The 17,414-nt window shown below is 65.6% G+C and carries 14 protein-coding genes and 4 pseudogenes; 8 read left to right on the top strand and 10 right to left on the bottom strand.

The genetic code is table 11. The features are described 5' to 3' along the window. Positions 1–29: 29 nt before the first annotated feature. From OR16_RS03455 to dapA, 3 genes and pseudogenes are all read left to right on the top strand, one after another. Positions 30–1,134, top strand: a pseudogene (locus OR16_RS03455) (ABC transporter ATP-binding protein). 18 nt (positions 1,135–1,152) lie between these two features. Further along, positions 1,153–2,937: an ABC transporter permease subunit gene (locus OR16_RS03450; protein WP_006156575.1), complete on the top strand. Its 1,785-nt coding sequence runs from the start codon at positions 1,153–1,155 to the stop codon at positions 2,935–2,937. Between the two features lie 73 nt (positions 2,938–3,010). After that, entirely contained in the window at positions 3,011–3,913 is a 903-nt protein-coding gene (dapA, locus tag OR16_RS03445) for a 4-hydroxy-tetrahydrodipicolinate synthase (RefSeq protein WP_006156574.1), read from the top strand. Between the two features lie 18 nt (positions 3,914–3,931). Here the strand turns inward: dapA and OR16_RS03440 are convergent, their stop codons facing one another. Further along, on the bottom strand, positions 3,932–4,807 hold the full coding sequence (locus tag OR16_RS03440) for an IclR family transcriptional regulator (protein WP_006156573.1): 876 nt from the start codon (positions 4,805–4,807) through the stop codon (positions 3,932–3,934). Between the two features lie 111 nt (positions 4,808–4,918). Here OR16_RS03440 and proC point away from each other — a divergent pair, with 111 nt between their 5' ends. Continuing rightward, positions 4,919–5,737 carry a pyrroline-5-carboxylate reductase gene (gene proC / locus OR16_RS03435; protein ID WP_006156572.1) on the top strand — a complete coding sequence of 273 codons (819 nt, stop codon included), beginning with the start codon at positions 4,919–4,921 and terminating at the stop codon, positions 5,735–5,737. Between the two features lie 250 nt (positions 5,738–5,987). Here proC and OR16_RS45235 read toward each other — a convergent pair whose 3' ends face one another. Continuing rightward, entirely contained in the window at positions 5,988–6,575 is a 588-nt protein-coding gene (locus tag OR16_RS45235) for a substrate-binding domain-containing protein (protein ID WP_237716917.1), read from the bottom strand. 43 nt (positions 6,576–6,618) lie between these two features. Here OR16_RS45235 and OR16_RS45230 point away from each other — a divergent pair, with 43 nt between their 5' ends. Then, a complete protein-coding gene (locus OR16_RS45230) occupies positions 6,619–6,762 on the top strand; it encodes a hypothetical protein (RefSeq protein WP_237716916.1) in 144 nt (47 codons plus the stop codon). A 3-nt stretch (positions 6,763–6,765) separates the two neighbouring features. Here the strand turns inward: OR16_RS45230 and OR16_RS45225 are convergent. After that, positions 6,766–6,888 (bottom strand): annotated as a pseudogene (locus OR16_RS45225) (LysR family transcriptional regulator); the annotation flags it as partial. A gap of 137 nt (positions 6,889–7,025) precedes the next feature. On the opposite strand from OR16_RS45225, the gene speB reads away from it, so the two are divergent. From speB to OR16_RS03415, 3 genes are all read left to right on the top strand, one after another. After that, positions 7,026–8,003, top strand: coding sequence for an agmatinase (gene speB / locus OR16_RS03425; RefSeq protein WP_006156571.1), 978 nt, complete (start codon positions 7,026–7,028; stop codon positions 8,001–8,003). 17 nt (positions 8,004–8,020) lie between these two features. Next, positions 8,021–9,169, top strand: a complete 1,149-nt coding sequence (locus OR16_RS03420; protein ID WP_043418264.1) for a branched-chain amino acid ABC transporter substrate-binding protein — start codon at positions 8,021–8,023, stop codon at positions 9,167–9,169. A 116-nt stretch (positions 9,170–9,285) separates the two neighbouring features. Further along, complete coding sequence (locus OR16_RS03415; RefSeq protein WP_006156569.1) at positions 9,286–10,659, top strand: MFS transporter; 1,374 nt, start codon at positions 9,286–9,288, stop codon at positions 10,657–10,659. Positions 10,660–10,771: 112 nt separating this feature from the next. Here the strand turns inward: OR16_RS03415 and OR16_RS03410 are convergent. The 7 genes and pseudogenes from OR16_RS03410 to OR16_RS45215 all read right to left on the bottom strand — a co-directional run bounded on the left by OR16_RS03410 (position 10,772) and on the right by OR16_RS45215 (position 17,283). Next, positions 10,772–12,054: pseudogene (locus OR16_RS03410) on the bottom strand (TAXI family TRAP transporter solute-binding subunit). Positions 12,055–12,167: 113 nt separating this feature from the next. Then, positions 12,168–13,259, bottom strand: a complete 1,092-nt coding sequence (locus OR16_RS03405; RefSeq protein WP_272942821.1) for an NAD(P)-dependent oxidoreductase — start codon at positions 13,257–13,259, stop codon at positions 12,168–12,170. Between the two features lie 153 nt (positions 13,260–13,412). Beyond that, positions 13,413–13,822: pseudogene (locus OR16_RS03400) on the bottom strand (ferritin-like domain-containing protein). Between the two features lie 90 nt (positions 13,823–13,912). After that, entirely contained in the window at positions 13,913–14,989 is a 1,077-nt protein-coding gene (locus OR16_RS03395; protein WP_006156564.1) for a methyltransferase, read from the bottom strand. A gap of 297 nt (positions 14,990–15,286) precedes the next feature. Then, the gene (locus tag OR16_RS03390) at positions 15,287–16,456 is read right to left on the bottom strand and encodes an MFS transporter (RefSeq protein WP_006156563.1); all 1,170 of its coding nucleotides are present in this window, start codon (positions 16,454–16,456) and stop codon (positions 15,287–15,289) included. A 25-nt stretch (positions 16,457–16,481) separates the two neighbouring features. Then, positions 16,482–16,760 (bottom strand): alpha/beta fold hydrolase, encoded by a 279-nt coding sequence (locus OR16_RS45220; RefSeq protein WP_237716915.1) that lies wholly within the window; start codon positions 16,758–16,760, stop codon positions 16,482–16,484. 13 nt (positions 16,761–16,773) lie between these two features. Then, positions 16,774–17,283 (bottom strand): alpha/beta fold hydrolase, encoded by a 510-nt coding sequence (locus OR16_RS45215; RefSeq protein ID WP_237716914.1) that lies wholly within the window; start codon positions 17,281–17,283, stop codon positions 16,774–16,776. Positions 17,284–17,414 lie beyond the last annotated feature (131 nt).

Genomic DNA, 17,414 nt, shown 5'->3' with positions numbered 1-17,414 from the left:
CTCGGCAATATCAAGAAAGGGTGGGCGTGATGCCACAAGAGACACAGACACAGACACAGACACAGACACAGACACAGACCAAGCTACAAAAGCTGCAGACCAAGCAGCTGTCCAAGCGCTACGGCGATTTCATCGCGCTCGCGCCCACCGACCTCTCGGTCCCGGAAGGCGAGTTCCTGACGTTGCTTGGGCCCTCGGGCTCGGGCAAGACGACGCTGTTGAGCCTGATTGCGGGCTTGTCGCAGCCGGACGGCGGCAGCATCCGCATCAACGGTGCCGACGTGACCTTTGGCGCGCCCTATGAGCGGGACATCGGCATGGTGTTCCAGAACTATGCGCTGTTTCCGCATATGACGATCGCCGAGAACATCGGCTTTCCGCTGAAGATGCGCAAGATGCCGGCACGGCAGGCGGAGCAGGAGGTCAGCCGCGTGCTCGATCTCGTGCACCTGCCGCACGTCGCGCATCGCCTGCCCAAAGAGCTCTCGGGCGCATGGTCTACCGTCCTTCCATCATCCTGATGGACGAGCCGCTCGGCGCGCTCGACAAGAAATTAAATTGCGAGACCAGATGCAGCTTGAGATCAAGCGCATCCATCGCGAGCTCGGCACCACCATCGTGTACGTGACGCACGATCAGGAAGAGGCCATGACGATGTCCGATCGCATCTGCCTGATGAACGGCGGCAAGATCGAGCAACTCGGCAGCCCGGCGGATCTTTACTTCCGTCCTCACACCGCCTTCGTGGCCGATTTCCTTGGCGAGTCCAACTTGCTGCCGGCCACGGTTGATGCGGTGAACGGCAGCCTGCTGGACGTCAGCTTCGACGGGCTGCCCGCGCGCGGCAAGGTGCTGGCCAATGGCGCCGCCTTCCGGCCTGGGGACCGGACCAAGGTGATGATCCGTCCGCAGAATCTCCATGTCTCGGACACGACGGAAGAGCTCAACACGTTCTCGGCGCGGCTGACGGATATCGTCGTGACGGGCGGCGTGACCAAGTCCTACCTGGTCCTGCCCGGAGAGCAGCCGCTGGTAGTGGCTGAGTTGACCCGCGGCGGCCTTGGCCGCCACCTTCCTGGCGACACGCTCACCGTGTGCTGGCGGGCCGAAGATGCCGTTGCGATCCCGGAGTAAGCCATGGTCACTCAAGTCATGAGCGCGGTCGCGACGCTGGCGGCCAAGCGCCGGCCAGCGTGGCATCGCGATTTCCTGCTCGGCGCGCCCACCATCCTGTTCCTGCTGGTCATGCTGGTGTTCCCGGTCGGGCAGCTGATCTGGATGAGCGTGTCGGTGGACGGCCGCCTTTCCCTCGAGTTGTATGCACGCCTGTTCCATTCGTCCGTCTATCTGGACGTGCTGTGGATCACCCTGAAAATAGCAGGCTGGACCACCTTGCTGGCGATCGTCGGCGCTTATCCGGTGGCGTACCTGACGTCGGCCGCGGGCGCAAGGGCGAAGAGCTCGCTGCTGTTCTGGATCCTGTTGCCGTTCTGGACCAGCTTTCTGGTCCGCATGTTCTCCTGGATCGTGCTGCTGGGCCGCAACGGCGTGCTCAACCAGTTGCTGCAAGCCGCCGGCGTGACGGACGCGCCCGCTGATCTGCTCTACAACTTCGGAGCCGTGATGGTCGGGATGGTGCACGCCATGATGCCGCTGGCCATCCTGACGATGATCTCGGTGATGGAGAATATCGACAGGCGCCTGCCGCGTGCCGCGCTGACCCTGGGCGCACGCCCGGGCACGGCGTTCTGGCTGGTTTACTTTCCGCTGTCGATGCCGGGCGTGGCGGCGGCGGGCATCATGGTTTTTGTTACGTCGCTTGGTTTCTTCATCACGCCTGCCCTGCTTGGCGGCCGCCGCGAAACCATGATCACGCAGCTCATCATCGACCAGGTCCAGCAAACCATGAACTGGGGCTTTGCCGGTGCCATCTCGATGCTCTTGCTGTTCGCCGCGCTGATCGTGTTCGTGGTCTATGACAAGCTGGTTGGCCTGTCGACGCTGGCCGGCAGCGGCACCGCGCCCGCAGGCCGCAATTCCGGCACCCGTGGCCCGCTGCGGCGCGCCGGCTACCGGTTGCTGGGCGTGCTGGCCACGCTGTCGGACGGGCTGGGGCGTTTGCTGCCGCGCCGTGCCCGTACGGCGGCAAGTGTGGAAGAGGGCGGCGGCAAGCTGCTGTGGGTGGTGGTGATCCTGATCCTCGTTTTCCTGACCTTGCCGGCGCTGCTGATGATCCCGATCTCGTTCACGGGCGGCAGCGGCCTTGACTGGCCGCCGCGCGGGTTCTCGCTGCAGTGGTACAACGAAGTGTGGGAGTCGCCTACGTGGATGCAAGCCACGGTGCGCTCGCTGATCGTCGGCGTGGGCACGGGATTCCTCGCCATGCTGATCGGCACGCCCACGGCGTTCCTGCTGGTGCGCTCGAACATCCGGTGGAAGGCTGCGCTGCTGGCGTTCATCCTGCTGCCCATCATCGTGCCCCGGATGATCACGGCGGTTGGCATCTTCTACTTCTTCTCCAAGCTCAACCTTGTTGGTTCTGCGGCCGGCTTGATCCTTGGCCATACCGTCGTGGCGATTCCCTATGTGGTGATGACCATGATGGCCGTGCTGAAAAACTACGACACCCGGTTGGACCAGGCGGCGCAGAGTCTCGGCGCGCGCCCGTGGCAGACGATGCGCTACGTCACGTTCCCGATCCTGGGGGCGGGCCTGCTGTCGTCGTTCCTGTTTGCCTTCGTGACGTCCTTTGACGAGCTGACCATCGCGCTGTTCGTGACCGGCGGCCTGGACTCGACCCTGCCCAAGCAGTTCTGGGACGAAGTGATCCTGAGCGTTTCGCCGACGATCGCCGCGGTGTCGAGCCTGCTGTTCGTCTTTATTGCCGTGGTGATCATGGCCGCGGACCGGCTGCGCCGGCGCAGCGCGGATCGCTGAAGCCCGCATTTTTGCTCTTACCGAGCCTTTATTGAATAACCAGCCGCCAGTGCGGCACCTCTCCCACAAGACGATGATTGATTCCAAGCAAGTACAAGGCATTTTTGCCGCCATTCCCACGCCGGTCCAGCGCGACGGCTCAGTCCACCAGGGCGCTACCCGGACCTTGCTCGACTATCTGATCCGGCAGGGCGCGGACGGTGTGGTGCCGCTGGGCGGCACGGGCGAATTCGGCTCGTTGTCGCAGCGCGAGCGCGTGCGGATGGCGGAAGTGACCACCACCCACGTTGCCGGCAGGATGCCGGTCGTGGCCGGTGTGCTGACGCCGGGCCTGCGCGACGGGCTGGATGCCGCGCGCGACTTCGCCGCCGTTGGCGTGGATGCGGTCATGGTGGTGACGCCTTACTATACGAACCCCACGCAGCAAGGCATCCGTGACTACTTCATGCGGTTTGCCGACGAGTCGCCGCTGCCGGTCCTGCTCTACGAGATCCCGTACCGCACCCGGATCGCTATCGATCCCCTGGTCATTCACGAACTGTCGCGCCACGAGCGGATCATCGGCATGAAGGCGTGCAACCCGGACCTCTATCATTTCCTCAAGACAGTGGCCGGCGTCGACGACAGTTTCTCGTTGCTGAGCGGCGAAGACACCCTGTTCCCGCTGCACATCGGTGCTGGTGCGCGCGGCGGGGTGCTGAGCACGGCCACCATGCTGCCCAAGACCTGGCGCCGACTGATGGATCTTGTGCGTGAGGGGGACATGCACGAGGCGCTGCTGATGCATCGCCAACTAATGCCGCTAATCGACTTGGTGTTCTCCGAGACCAATCCCGGGCCGATGAAGTCTGTGCTGCAGGTGATCGGGGTCGACGCCCCCGACCTGCTGGAGCCGTTGTTGCCGGCCGCCGCGCAGACCAGCGCTCGTCTGCGCGAGCAGTTCGAGCGTCTGCTGAAGGCCTACGAGTACGCTTGATGCGCCGCAGGCCGCGGCTTACCGCCCATATTCAGTGAACTTGGACTTGGAGACCGAGGTCGCGGCCACCTGTACGTGCTTGGCGAGTTCGGACTCCACCTTGTCAGGGGTCCAGCGGGAGGTCGGCACCGAGATATTGATAGCGGCAACGGGGCGGCCGCGGTGATCCAGGATGGGTGCCGCCACCGAGATATCGCCCATTACCGTCTCGTTGGCAATGATCGCATAGCCTTTCTCCGCCGCCTGCTGGATGCGCCGGCGCAGTTTTCCGAGGTGTAGCTCCGTGTACGGCGTAATGGCGATGCGCTCGACAGCCGTCAGGATGGCGTCGCATTCGTCTTCTGGCAAGCGCGACAGGATCGCCGTGCCGGAAGAGGTGCAGAACGCGGGCAGGCGGCTGCCAACCGCGATGTCCATATTGACCAGATGCCGGCTAAGGAAGCGTGCGACGAATACGATCTCGTGGCCATCCAACTCCTGCAGGTTGGTCGTTTCGCCGACGGTGCGGTTGATGTCCTGCAGGTAAGGCAACGCCTTGTCAATCAGCTCGTTGGCACGCACGTAATTGAAGGAAAACTGCAAGAGCTTCGGCGTGAGGCCATAGGTCTTGGTCTCGGCTATGCGGCGCAGGTAGCCCAGCGTTTCCAGTGTGTAGACAATGCGCTGCGTCGCGCTGCGGTCAAGTTGTGCGGCTTTGGCGATGTCGGCCAGCGTCATATGGCGGATCGGCCCATCAAACGCATGCAGTACGCGAAAGGTCTTGGCGGCCGAGCCGACAAACAGCGGCGAATCGGTGGGATCCGGTTGCTGCTCCGGCTGCTTGTCGTTCTCGGCTAGCTGGTCTTGGGTGCCCGGGGTGGCCTGCTTGCGGGTGCGATTTGATTTTGGTTCCACTGTGGATCCTTTCGTGTTACGTGCCAACGCGTGCCTCAGGCTATCAGCCATGGTGAACGCGCTGGGGAATGTGGCATCGCTCGGCCGATGCAAACGAGGTTGGAGTTGAATATGCCGAACAAGCTAAAGATCGTGTTCGTCGGTGGCGGCAACATGGCCAGCGCCATCATTGCAGGCGTGCTGGCAAACGGCGCCGACGCAAGGAACATCACAGTCATCGATCCTGCGGGCGACACCCGCGAGCGCCTGGCCAAGGAGCACGGCCTGCGGACGATGGCCGCCGCTGACCGGGCCATGCAAGACGCCGACGTGGTGGTCCTCGCCGTCAAGCCACAGGTCATGCGCGACGTCTGCGCTACCTTGCGCGGCTGCCTTGGCGATTCGTTGGTGATCAGCGTTGCCGCCGGTATCCGGCTCGACGCGCTGTCAGACTGGCTTGGCGGCTGCAAGCGCGTGGTGCGCGCGATGCCCAACACCCCGGCGCTCATTGGCCAGGGCATCACGGGCATGGCGTCGGCCGACACGCTGACGTCAGCCGACCGGAAGATCGCGGATACCATCGCCAGCGCCGTAGGGCAGGTGACATGGGTCGAGCGGGAAAGCCAGCTGGACGCGGTCACCGCGCTGTCCGGCAGCGGCCCCGCGTACGTCTTCTACTTTATCGAGGCCATGGAGCAGGCTGCCGAGCAGCTGGGGCTTCCCGCCTCGCAGGGCCGACAGCTCGCGCGCCAGACCTTTGCCGGCGCCGCGGCGCTGGCGCAGGGCAGCACGCAAGCCGTTGCGACCTTGCGCCAGCAGGTGACCTCGCCTGGCGGCACCACGGCCGCAGGCATCGACGCCATGGAGAAAGGCAATCTCAAGGCGGTGTTCGTCGAAGCTATCCAGGCCGCGGCGCGGCGTAGTGTCGACCTTGGAAACCTTGCCAGCTAGTGACACAGGATGAGCGTCTTTGAAGGATTAACGTGAAAGGCCAATGCGAGTGGTCTTTGCGCACCCCGAGGCCGCTGGAGCGAGCGTGGCTCGTGTGAGGTTGCGCAAATTCCAATTGATATAATTGTATATCAATTAAAAGATCTTTCAGGGTCAATCGGGGCCTAGGGCGATTCCCGCGAGCCGCGCAGTCGGCGGCGGGGCGTTTGCCAGCGCGGCTGGCCCGGCGCGCTGGCCTCAAAACTGATGGTCAGGTGCGCCCTTCGCCCGCGTTTGCCGCCGCTTCCACCAGCCGCTCGATCAGCGCCAGCACAGTGCGTGTCGCGCGCGCGCCCCGCCGCGTGATGATCTTGAAATCGAGGTGCGTGCTGTAGCGCTCCGGCGCGATGCGGCGCAGCAGGCCGGGTGCGACCCAGGCATCGGCGTAGTGCGGGGGCAGGAAGCCGATGTAGTTGCCGGACAGGATCAGCATGGCTCGTCCTTCCACGTTGTCCACCATGGCCGCGCCTTCCTGCATGCCGAGCAGGTCCAGCTCCTGCCGCCCGAGATAGCCGCGTGTTGCCAGGCTCGCCGCGGCCACCTGCTCGGCCAGGCCTTTCTGGCCGGAATGCGAGAAGAGCGGGTGCGGTGACGCGCAGTACAGGCCTTGCTCCTCGCGATACAGCACGCGGTATTCCAGCCCGGCCACGGGCTCGGGAAACGGCCCCACCGCCAGGTGCAGGCTGCCGTCCAGCACGCGCTGCTCGAGCCGGTTGGGCGAGTCGATCTCGATATGGAGCTGCACCTTTGGCGCGGCCTGGCCGAAGCCGCGGATGGCGGCGAGCTGGGGGGGCGCCACGGTCCGTGAGCGTGGCTTCGATCAGCCCGAGCCTAAGCACGCCGTGAAGTTCCTTGCGGATGGTGCCGGCTTCCATCTGGAAGGTGTCGACGGCGGCAAGCAGGCGCTGTGCGGCAGCGTGCATCTGCATGCCTTCCTCGGTCAGGCGAAAGCCGCTGCGCCCGCGTTCGCACAGGCGCACGCCTAGTCGCGTCTCCAGCTGCGTCATGTGCTCGCTGATGCTGGATGCGCCAATGCCCAGCAAGGATTGCGCGGCAGCGAAGCCACCGCAGCCTACGATGGTCTCGAAGATTCCCAGTAGCTTGAGGTCCACATCCCGGAGTTTCACGCGGTGGCCTTTACTTCGGATATATCCGAAATGAAGTTCTTAATATTCTGATTGTACCGGACAAAGCCGTTGTCCAGAATGGACTCGTCTCCACCGCAAACCACAAAGGACTGGTGAACGAAATGTCTGGAAATCAATATGAAACGGGCCGGCTCGACCTGCCGTTCGTCGGCATCTGCACGTTCGGCAAAGCGCCGCTGTGCCTCGACTGGGACGCGATCGACGCGGACGTCGCCGTGATCGGCGCGCCGTTCGATTGCGGCACGCAGTGGCGTGCCGGCGCGCGGTTCGGGCCGCGCTCGATCCGGGAGGCGTCCACGCTGTTCTCCTTTGGCCACAGCGGCGCCTATGACTTCGAGGACGATGTGGTCTACCTGCCGGCCAGCGAGGTCCGGATGGTAGACATTGGCGACGCGGACATGGTGCACACCAACACAGAGAAGTGCCACGCCAACATCGAGTACGGTGTGCGCAAGATCCTGGCGGCCGGCGCGCTGCCAGTGGTGATGGGCGGCGACCATTCGATCAATATCCCCTGCATCGCAGCTTTCGAAGGGCAGGAGCCGTTCCACGTGGTGCACATCGACGCGCACCTGGATTTCGTGGATGAGCGCCACGGCGTGCGCCACGGCCACGGCAACCCGTTGCGCCGCGCCGCGGAAAAGAGCGTGGTCAGTGGCATGACCCAGATAGGCATCCGCAATGTGTCGTCCACCGCACGGGAGGGCTACGCGCAAGCCCGCGAGATGGGCTCGGACATCATCTCCGTGCGCCAGTTGCGCAAGCTCGGCGTGCAGGGCGTGCTGGACCGCATCCCCAAAGGCGTACGCTATTACCTGACAATCGACATCGACGGCTTTGACGTGTCCATCGCGCCAGGCACTGGCACCCCCAGCCATGGCGGGCTGACCTATTACGAGGGCCTGGAATTGTTTGCGGGACTGGCCGAGCAGGGCGAAGTGGTTGGCATCGACCTGGTAGAGGTCGCGCCCGACTATGACCACACGGGCTCCACCTCCATCCTGGCCGCGCAGCTGTTGCTGAATACGATCGGGCGGGTGATGCACCAGCGCAAGGTCAAGCGCGCCGCGGCACGCTGAGCACAAGGGGAGTAGCCATGCTTCGTCAATCCCGTTTCTGGATAAGTTTTGCCGCCGGCGTGCTGGCGTGCCAATTGCCATCCTTCAGCCTGGCGGCCGAGCCGCAGATGGTCAAGGTGGGTCTCACTGGCCCGCTGTCGGGCCCGCAAGCCGCCATTGGCAAGGACAACGAAAACGGCCTGCGCATGGCCATCGATCAGCTCAATGCGCAAGGCCTCGTCATCAATGGCAAAGCCGTGCGCTTCAGCCTGGTCTCCGAGGACGACCAGGCGGATCCGCGCACCGGCATGTCGGTGGCGCAACGGCTGGTGGATGGCGAAGTGAAGGCCGTGTTCGGGCCGTTCAACTCGGGCGTGGCCATCCCGATCTCGCGGCTGCTGGACCAGGCGGGAGTAGTGATGGCGACCGTGGCTTCGAACCCGTCCATCACCCAGTCTGGCTACACCTATATCTTCCGCATCTCGGCCAATGACAGCCAGCTGGGCAAGCGCATGGGCGAGTTCGCCTCGGACAAGCTGCGCGCCCGGCGCTTCGCGGTCATCGACGACCGCACCGCCTACGGCCAGGGCGTGGCCGACGAGTTCGTCAAGGCGGCCAAGGCGCAGGGCATCGAGATCGTGGCGCGGGAGTTTACCTCCGACAAGGCGGTGGATTTCGTGCCGATCCTGACCCGGATACGCGGCATGAAGGTGGACGGCATCTTCTACGGCGGTTACTACTCCCAGGCCGGACCACTGCGCAGCCAGATGAAGCGGCTTGCCATGACCAACGCCTACCTGCTCGGCGGCGATGCGATGTGCAATATCGAACTGGCCAGGCTCGGCGGCGATGCGGTGGACGACCATGTGTACTGCCCGCAAGGCGGCCCGGTGCTGGAGAACACGGGGCCGGGGCGGCAGTTCAAGACCGACTACAAGAAGCGCTACAACATGGAGCCGCTCACCTACAGTGCGTCCCTCTATGACGGACTGCGGCTGGTTGCCCAGGCAATGAAGGCCGCCAACTCGGTCGAGCCCGCGCAGTACCGCGCTGCGCTGGCGGGCATCGATATGCAGGGCGTGGCCGGCCGCTACCGCTTCGATCCCAACCGCGACCTGCGGGACTCGCCAATCACCATCTACACCTACCGTAACGGCGCGCAGGTGCCACTGGCGCAGGACAGGTAGCGTGGGGGAGGGAAGCGACCCATTGCGTTGCATCAGTTAGCCAGCCTTCGGTCGTGGCAGCCCATCGGCACGACCGAAGGCTGGCGGCATCACAAAACAATATTCGGAGACAAAGCATGAGCAACACAGAATCCTTGCGCGGCGTGGAGCCGCTGCCGGGCGCCCGGCCTTGGGCAGGCCATCCGCCGAGCCACGCGCGTAGCGCCGATGCCGATACCGATACCCGGCAGGTACTGCGCCGCGCCACCGCGGCCGGCTTTATCGGCACCTTCATCGAGTGGTTCGACTACGCCGCCTACGGCTTCCTGGCAACCGTCATCGCCGTGGTGTTCTTTCCCAAGACCGACCCGACCACCAGCCTGATGGCAACCTACGCGGTCTTCGCGTTGTCCTTCGTGGTGCGTCCGATTGGTGGCGTGATCTGGGGCCATTTCGGCGACAAGTTCGGTCGGCGCAATACGCTCTCGCTGTCGATCATGATCATGTCGGCTTCGACGTTCGTGATCGCCTTCCTGCCAACCTACGGCCAGGTGGGCCTGTGGGCGCCGGTGCTGTTGCTCGTGATCCGGCTGGTCCAGGGCTTTTCCGCCTCGGGCGAGTACGCCGGCGCCTCCGCATTCCTTGCCGAATACGCGCCGAACCGCAAGCGCGGGCTCTACACCAGCGTCATTCCCGCCGCCGAAGCCGCCGGGCTGCTGTTCGCGTCGCTCTTTGTCGCGGGGCTGCATATGGTGCTGACCTCGACGCAGTTGCATGAATGGGGCTGGCGCGTGCCGTTTCTGCTGGCCGCGCCCTTTGGGCTGGTGGGCCGCTATATCCGGCTGCAGCTCGAGGACACGCCAAAGTTCATGGCGATGGCGCAGGCCAGCCATGCGCCGCAGGCCCCGTTGCGTGAGTTGTTCACCTCGCATCGCCGCACCATGCTGGTCGGTTTTGGCGTGACCTGCCTGAACGCCGTCGGCTTTTACCTGTTGCTCAGCTATATGCCCGTGTACCTGTCGAAGGAACTCGGTATGAGCGACTCGGTTTCGTTCCTGGTCTCTACCGTGTCGCTGGCCAGCTACGTGGTGATGATCTTCGTGATGGGGTTACTCTCCGACCGCTTCGGGCGCAAGACGATGTTGATCTCCGCCTGCATCCTGTTTGCCTTGTTCACGGTGCCGCTGTTCCATTCGCTATCGAGCGCCGGCATCGTGGGCATCCTGCTGATCCAGGTAGCACTGGGCGCCTTCCTGACCATCAACGACGGCACGCTGCCCTGCTTCCTGTCGGAAAGCTTCCCGACGCGGGTGCGCTACAGCGGATTCGCCCTGTGCTTCAACAGCGCCAACGCCTTGTTCGGCGGCACCGCGCCGCTGGTGGCGACCTGGCTGATCAGCGCCACTGGCAACAAGCTGGCGCCGGCCTGGTACCTGGTTGGGGCCGCCGTGGTGTCGCTGATCGCGATCGTGGCCAGTCGCACGCCTTCGGGTGGCGCTTTGCCGGACTGAACCGGTATCCAGCCGGGCAGCGTGCTCGCGAACGTTGCCCGCGCGGATGATGCCGGCAAAGTCCGCGGCGCTGCCCGGCGTGCCCGCGAGAAAATAGCGCCGCCGCGCCGGCTCAGAGCGCACCGGTAAGCCGGCGCCGCACAAAGACGATATGCTCGCGCAGCACGTAGAACTGGTCGGCATAGGCGAGCGGCATCTTCATCTTGTTGACCGCGTCCTCGATCTGGTCGAGGCGCTGGGCCAGGGCGGCCTTTTCCTCCTCGGAGGGGTTCACCAGCGCAACGCGCTCGATTTCGATCAAGGCCCCGTACCAGCCAGCACCAGCGCGCGGTCGAGCAGGCTCGCCAGCCAGAAGGGCAGGTGGCGATAGAGAAAGCCCTTGCCCGATGCGTAGTAGCGCGTGGCGTCGTCGCTCAGCGGGAACTCATGTGCGGTGGCCGAGGGAAACTGCCCGGCGCGCTGCAGCAGCCCGGCCTTGCCGTGGACCTCGCGCGCGGCCTCGATCAGCAGGTCGGACAGCGCGGGGTGCAGCGAGTCGCGCGCGACCAGTTCCACGGTCGGGCCGATCAGGTGGATCGGCCGCGCGGGGAGATTCTTGCCCAGGTCGAATATGCCGGCGGGCAGCACCAGTTCCTGCAGATAGAGGAAACGCCGCGTATAGGCATCGGCCTGCGCGAAATCCAGCAGGTGGATGCCGGGCATGCGAAACAGCTTGCGCATGATCGGGCCGGTGGCGGAATCGCCGGTCAGCATGGCCACGTCGATCTTGCCGTCGACCAGCGCCTGCGCGGCGTCGTCGCCATCGAACGCGATCAGCTCGGCGCTGCCGCCGGGTTCGATGCCGTTGGCCTTGAGCAGCGTCAGCGCCAGCGCGCGCGCGCCGCTGCCTTCGCGGCCGATGGCGATGCGCGACTTGCGGAAGTCCGACAGCTTGTGCATCGCCTTGCCGCGGTACAGCACCGTGATGGGCGCATAGAACACGCTGCCCAGCGACACCAGGCCCTCGGTGTCCACATCGCTGGAGACGCCGCCTTGCACCAGCGCCAGGTCAATGTCCTGCTGATAGTCGGCCAGCCGCTGCACGTTCTGGCGGGAGCCTTCGGAGGCCAGCACATTCAGTGTGATGCCATTGCGCGCGAGGATCTTTGCGTACTTTTCGGCGGCGTCATAGAAGGAACTGCCCTTGGGGCCAGCGCTGATCGAGATGGTGCTCGGCGGCGCCGGCTGCACCAGCCAGACCGCAAGCCAGATGGCTGCCAGGGCAAAGACCAGCACGGGGCCGAAGGACACGGCCAGGTCGCGCCAGGAAATGGCGACAAAGCGGGCGCGCAGGCGGCGGATATCAGGGAGCGCGTTGGCGGGAGTGGGCTTGTCTGGCGCGGATTCTGGCGGCATCGGCACGATTGCAGAGGGTGGGGCCGATGCATGATAGCACCGGCTCCACCGCACTTAGCGCGCCAATGCGCCGCAACCAGGCCGGTAAGAAGTGCCGCCCGAAAGGCTTGCGGTCAGCCCGCCTGTCCAGCCTGATCCCCCAGGATCGAAATCAATTCCGGCACCGTAGGCTGCGGCCATCCGGCGTGGCTGGCACGCTCGTACGTATCCCGCACTGCCTCCGCTGTCGCCCGCGCGGCGCCGAGCTCACGCGCCATCGTGGTGTAGTAGCCCATGTCCTTGAGCGCGTTGGCAATCGAGAAACGGAAGCCGGAGCTGTCCTGCGACTCGATGTAGGGGCGCAGGCGTTTGAGGATGACGCCGTCGCCACCGCCCTTGGCGAGCACTTCCACCAGCACGGCCGGGTCTACGCCGGAGCGCTCGGCGCAGGCGGCCGCTTCGGCCAGAACCGCTGAGAAACCCAACGACACGAAGTTGTGCAGCAGCTTGAGCCGATGGCCCGCGCCGGCCGGCCCCGCGTGCACGATGTTCTCGGCGAAGCACGCCAGCAAAGGCCGGCACTGCTCGAACAGGGCGCGCTCGCCACCGACGATCAGGTTGAGGCGGCCCTCGGCGGCTTCCTTGGGCGTGCGCGTCATGGGCGCGTCGAGAAAGCACCCGCCGGCCTTGGCCACCGCCGCGGCAATGCGCTCCGTGGAAGAGGGAATGGCGGTGGAGCAGTCGATGACCACGCCGCCCTCGCGCAGGCCGGCAAGCACGCCGTCCGGGCGGAACAGCACGTCCTCCACTTCCGGTGTGCCCGTGACGCAAAGGATCACGATATCGACCGCGCGCGCGAGTTCGGCCGGGGTGGCGGCCGTGGTGGCGCCGGCGGCCAGCAGATTGTCGACCGGCTGGTTGCCGGGATGGTCGAGCAGCACCAGCGGATGGCCGTGCTTGGCGATGTTGGTGGCGATGCCATGGCCCATCATGCCAATGCCGATCATGCCGATTTTCTTCATGTTGTCTCCGTTCTTGTGTTTTCTGCCAGGTGCCAATATCCGAGTCCGGCGTGTGGCCTGGCCGCGCTCGCCGCCAGGCGCCGCTGGCGCCGATTTAATTGATTTCCAGGTAATCCTCGATCCCGCATTTTGAGCTCTCGGAGCCAATGCCGGGTTCCTTCTCGCGGCCAAACAGCGCCACCTCGGTGGAGATGATGCCTGCATTCAGGCGATGATGGCGTAATCCCGCGCCTCGGCCACGCGCCGCGAGCGGGTGTGGCTGCCGGTATGGAAGTGTGCGGCCGGGCCGAATGGCGTGTTGCTGGCCATGGCGACGACGCGGGGGATACGCGGTCCGGCGGTCGCGCGGATTGCGTGTCAGGCTTTCGGTGGCGGCGCGAAGGCCGCGGCCTGTCCTGGCTTGCGCAGCATCTTGTCGACCTCGCCAGCATGCAGCTCCTCGATCTGGATCATCTGGCGCGCGAATTCCTCCAGTGCCACCGAGCGATCCTCCACCAGCGCCAGCAACTCCCGATACAGCTTGAGGGCGGCGTTTTCCGCTTCCAGCGATTCCCGCAGCATGGCGGCGGTATCGAAATCCATTCCCCCGCCTGCTGCGCATGCAGCAGCGATTCATTGGCCTGCTCGCGCAGCCAGGAAACGATTGGAATGCGGCCAAAGCCGAACACCAGCAGCGAGTAATGGGTATAGCGCACCACGCCCGCAAGCTCGGCTTCGAGGATGCGGTTCAGCACACTGACCACTTGTTCCTTATCCATCTCGGCCATGGCATGTCCCCCTTCGTCGGGTTGGCGTTGTTAGGTCATTGTCACGTCGTTGCTCGGTCATTGCCGGGTTATTGCCGTGTTATTGCCGTGTTATTGCCGGGTCGCGATCATCATGGAGTCCGGCCCGGCGAGCGGTTCCACCCGGGCCTGCGCAAAGCCTGCTTGCCTGGCCCACGCGCAGCACTGCGCGCCCGTGTAGTCGAAGCCGCCCGGGGTTTCGATCAGCATGTTCAGGCTCATCAGCAAGCCAAACACATTCTGCCTGCGCGCGTCGTCGATCATCGCGTCATAGACGATCAGGCGCCCGCCGGCGGGCAGCGCGGCGTGGCATTTTTCCAGCAGGTATAGCTTCTGCTCAAGATCCCAGTCATGGAGGATATGGCCCATCACCAGCACGTCCGCCTGCGGGCAGGGATCGTGGAAGAAGTCGCCGGCATGGAATCGCAACCGATCCTGCAGGCCGTGGGAGGCAACGTATTCCTCGAAGACTGGGCCAACCGCCGGCAGGTCGAAGCCGCCGCCGCGCAGGTGCGGGTGGGCCAGCGCGATCTGTACCGGAAGCGCGCCTTGCGCCGTGCCGATATCGATAAAGGTCTGGCACTCTGCCCAAGGGAATTTCCGCGCCATCGCCTGGGCCGCGGCCAGGCTGACGCCGGTCATGGCTTGCAGGAATCCGCGCAGCCCTTGTTCGTCCTGATAGATCGCGGCGAAGAGGTCGCCGTTCTCGTCGGCCTGGGTCTGGGGGCGGCCAGTGCAGAGCGAATCAGTCAGCGATGCCCAACTGGGGTACAGGCGCGCATTGGCCATCTCCAGCAGGCCACCGACGTAGCTGGGCTTGGCCTTGTCCAGGAATAGGTCCGTGTCGGGGGTGTTGCTGTACCGGCTGGGCGTCGCGGCGTCTTCGCGCTCGAGCAGGTGCATGGCCACCAGCGCATCGAGAAAATCCACTGCGCCGCGTGGATGCAGGCCAAGGGCGGCGGCCAGGGCATCGGCATGCTGTGGCGCTTTCGCTAGTTGGGTGAACACACCAAGCTCGACCGCGCTGAGCAGGGCCTTGGACGCCCAGAAGCCCATCCCGAGCTGCAGCACCCGCTCTGGCGTCAGGTCCGGCACTTGCCACGGGCTGGCGGGGGTGGCGTCGCGGGCGACGTCTTTTCCGTTCTGCATAAGTCACCTCGTCGCCGCCGCCGGCGCGTACCTGAATACCCGGGCGCCGGGGCGTAGGGATGGATGCTGGTAACTCTAGTTGCCGGGAGAAGCGAAATCCAGCCGATTCTGGCGGCGTTGCGCCAATTGGCAAGGCCAGATACGGCGCACGCGCCGCGCTGCGTGGCCGGGCCCTACGGCGCCGCCGCCGCCCGCCGTCCCCGGGACAGGTGCGTGACAAGCAGCGCAAGGCCGAGCAGGCACGCCAGGCACCACGCATATGCCTGGCTGTAGCCATGCAATGCGCCACCAGCAGGATCAGCAACACGGCCATCGAAGCGGTGCCTTGCGCCGGCCACGGCAGCAGCGTGTTCGCCAGCTGCAGCCAGTGGCCCGCCGCGAGCAGTATGGGCCATAAGCGATGGACGAACGGCCCAGGCGGGCGGCAATGCGCGGCGCGGCGAGCGAAGTCGCAAAGAAGCCTAGTGCCAGCATCGTGAACGCGCCGCCGCCTTGCAGCGGGCTCAGGCCAAGGCCGTCCTGCAGATAGAGCGCCAGCACGAAGTAGAACGAGGCGTTGCCGGCGTAGAAGGCCACCGTAACGCCCAGGCCGCGGGCGAAGCCCGGCGTGGCGAACAGCGCCGGGCTGACCAGCGGCTCGCCGCCACGCGCATGCAGCCGGCGCTGATGCCAGGCGAACATGGCGAGCAGCACAGGCGCCATGGCCAGCGTAAGCAGCGTGGCCGGTGGCCAGCCTTGCTGCCTGCCTTCGACCAATGGCCACACCAGCGCGCTCAGTGCAGCCGCCAGCAGCGCCATGCCAGGCACGTCCGGCTTGCTGCCGCTGGTGGCTGGCGCCGCGCGCAACACGCGCGGCGCCAGCAGCAGCGCAATCAACGCCACCGGCACATTGATCAGGAAGCAAGCGCGCCAGCCCAGCCCGCCCAGGTCGGCCCGGATCAGCGCGCCGCCTACCAGTTGGCCAAGCAGCGCCGCCAGGCCCAGCGCGAGACCATACGCGGCGAAGGCGCGCTCGCGCGCCAGGCCGGTGTAGCTCAGCGACAGCATGGCCAGCACCTGCGGCTGGAGCAGTGCGCCCGCCAGGCCCTGCGCCACGCGCGCCGCGACCAGCACGGGGGCGGACGGGGCAAGCCCGCAGGCGGCGGAGGTCAGCGCGAACAGCATCAGGCCGAGCATGAACATGCGGCGCCGCCCGAGCATGTCGCCCAGCCGCCCGCCAGTGATCAGCCCGGCGGCATTCGCCAGGCCATAGCCCGCGACCACGCACTGCAGCGCGCCGGCGCTGGCATGCAGCTCGCGCTGGATGGCCGGTAGCGCCACGTTGACGATAAAGAAGTCCATCACCACCATGAAGGTACCGCTCAGCATCACCAGCAGGGCCAAGCGATCCATGCTGCTCGGGGACGAAGCGGCGGCGTGGTGCGGGACGGGCGCGCTCTCGGCGCGGTCCAGGCTCGAGGAGGGCATGGCAGACATCCTTGAGAAACGGGGCTTAGCCGAGTTCGCGCACGAACGCCAGGATGTCCGCGCCAAGCCGCGCGGCATGCGTGAACGGCAGGCCGTGCGGCGCGCCAGCATAGACGGTGAGGCGTGCGTCGGGCAGGAGGGCCGCCGTGCGCTCGGCGGTCAGCGCGATCGGGCAGGAGACATCGTTGTCGCCGTGGACCAGCAAGGCGGGCACCCTGATCGCCGGCAGCTCCGCGCGGAAATCCGCGTGGGTGTTGGCGTGGTTGCACCCGAGCAGCGCCTGCAGCGAAGTCTGCAGCGCCATGGCGCGCACCCAATCAAGCCGCGGCGCGGAGCAAAGCCCGCCGCCGAACGGCGGCATCGATGCCGTCCGGGTTGTCCTCGCTGCGGCGCACGCATGGCGTAGTGCAGCCCACCAGCACGATGCCGGCCACCCGGCCAGCGCCGTGGCGCGACAGGTAGCGCACGATTTCCCCGGCAGCCATCGAATGGCCGACCAGTGTCACGCGTCGCAGGCCAAACGCGTCGATAACGTCCGCGAGGTCGTCAGCCAAGGTATCGAAGTCATAGCCGCGCCCAGGATCTGCGGAGCGGCCGTGTCCACGGCGGTCGTAGGCGATGCAGCGCATGCCTGCGGCTTGCAGCGCCAGCATCTGCCCGCTCCAGGAGTCCGATGGTAGCGCCCAGCTGGCCACGAACAGCACTACGTCCGCGGCCGGAGTACCGTCGTGCCAGTCACGCACAAACAGCGATACGCCGTCACGGGTCAGCATATGGCCAGGATGGCACGGGGACGGGGCGGAAAGTTTAGCGGTGGCGGCAGGCATGACGGGGAGCTCCGGTAGCGGTTACCTGGCGAGTCCAGGCAAGCTCAGTGTCGGCGCTGGGGTGTCGCGAGCCAATTACGCGATAGGTAATAGAAACGCCTTGGGAGCCGCCTCCAGCCGTGCCCGTCTAC

The organism is Cupriavidus basilensis OR16, assembly GCF_000243095.1.
In the GTDB taxonomy this organism is placed as follows: Bacteria; Pseudomonadota; Gammaproteobacteria; order Burkholderiales; family Burkholderiaceae; genus Cupriavidus; species Cupriavidus basilensis_D.
The sequence above is the reverse complement of the archived record's forward strand: the minus strand, read 5'-3'. Positions and strand labels throughout refer to the sequence as shown.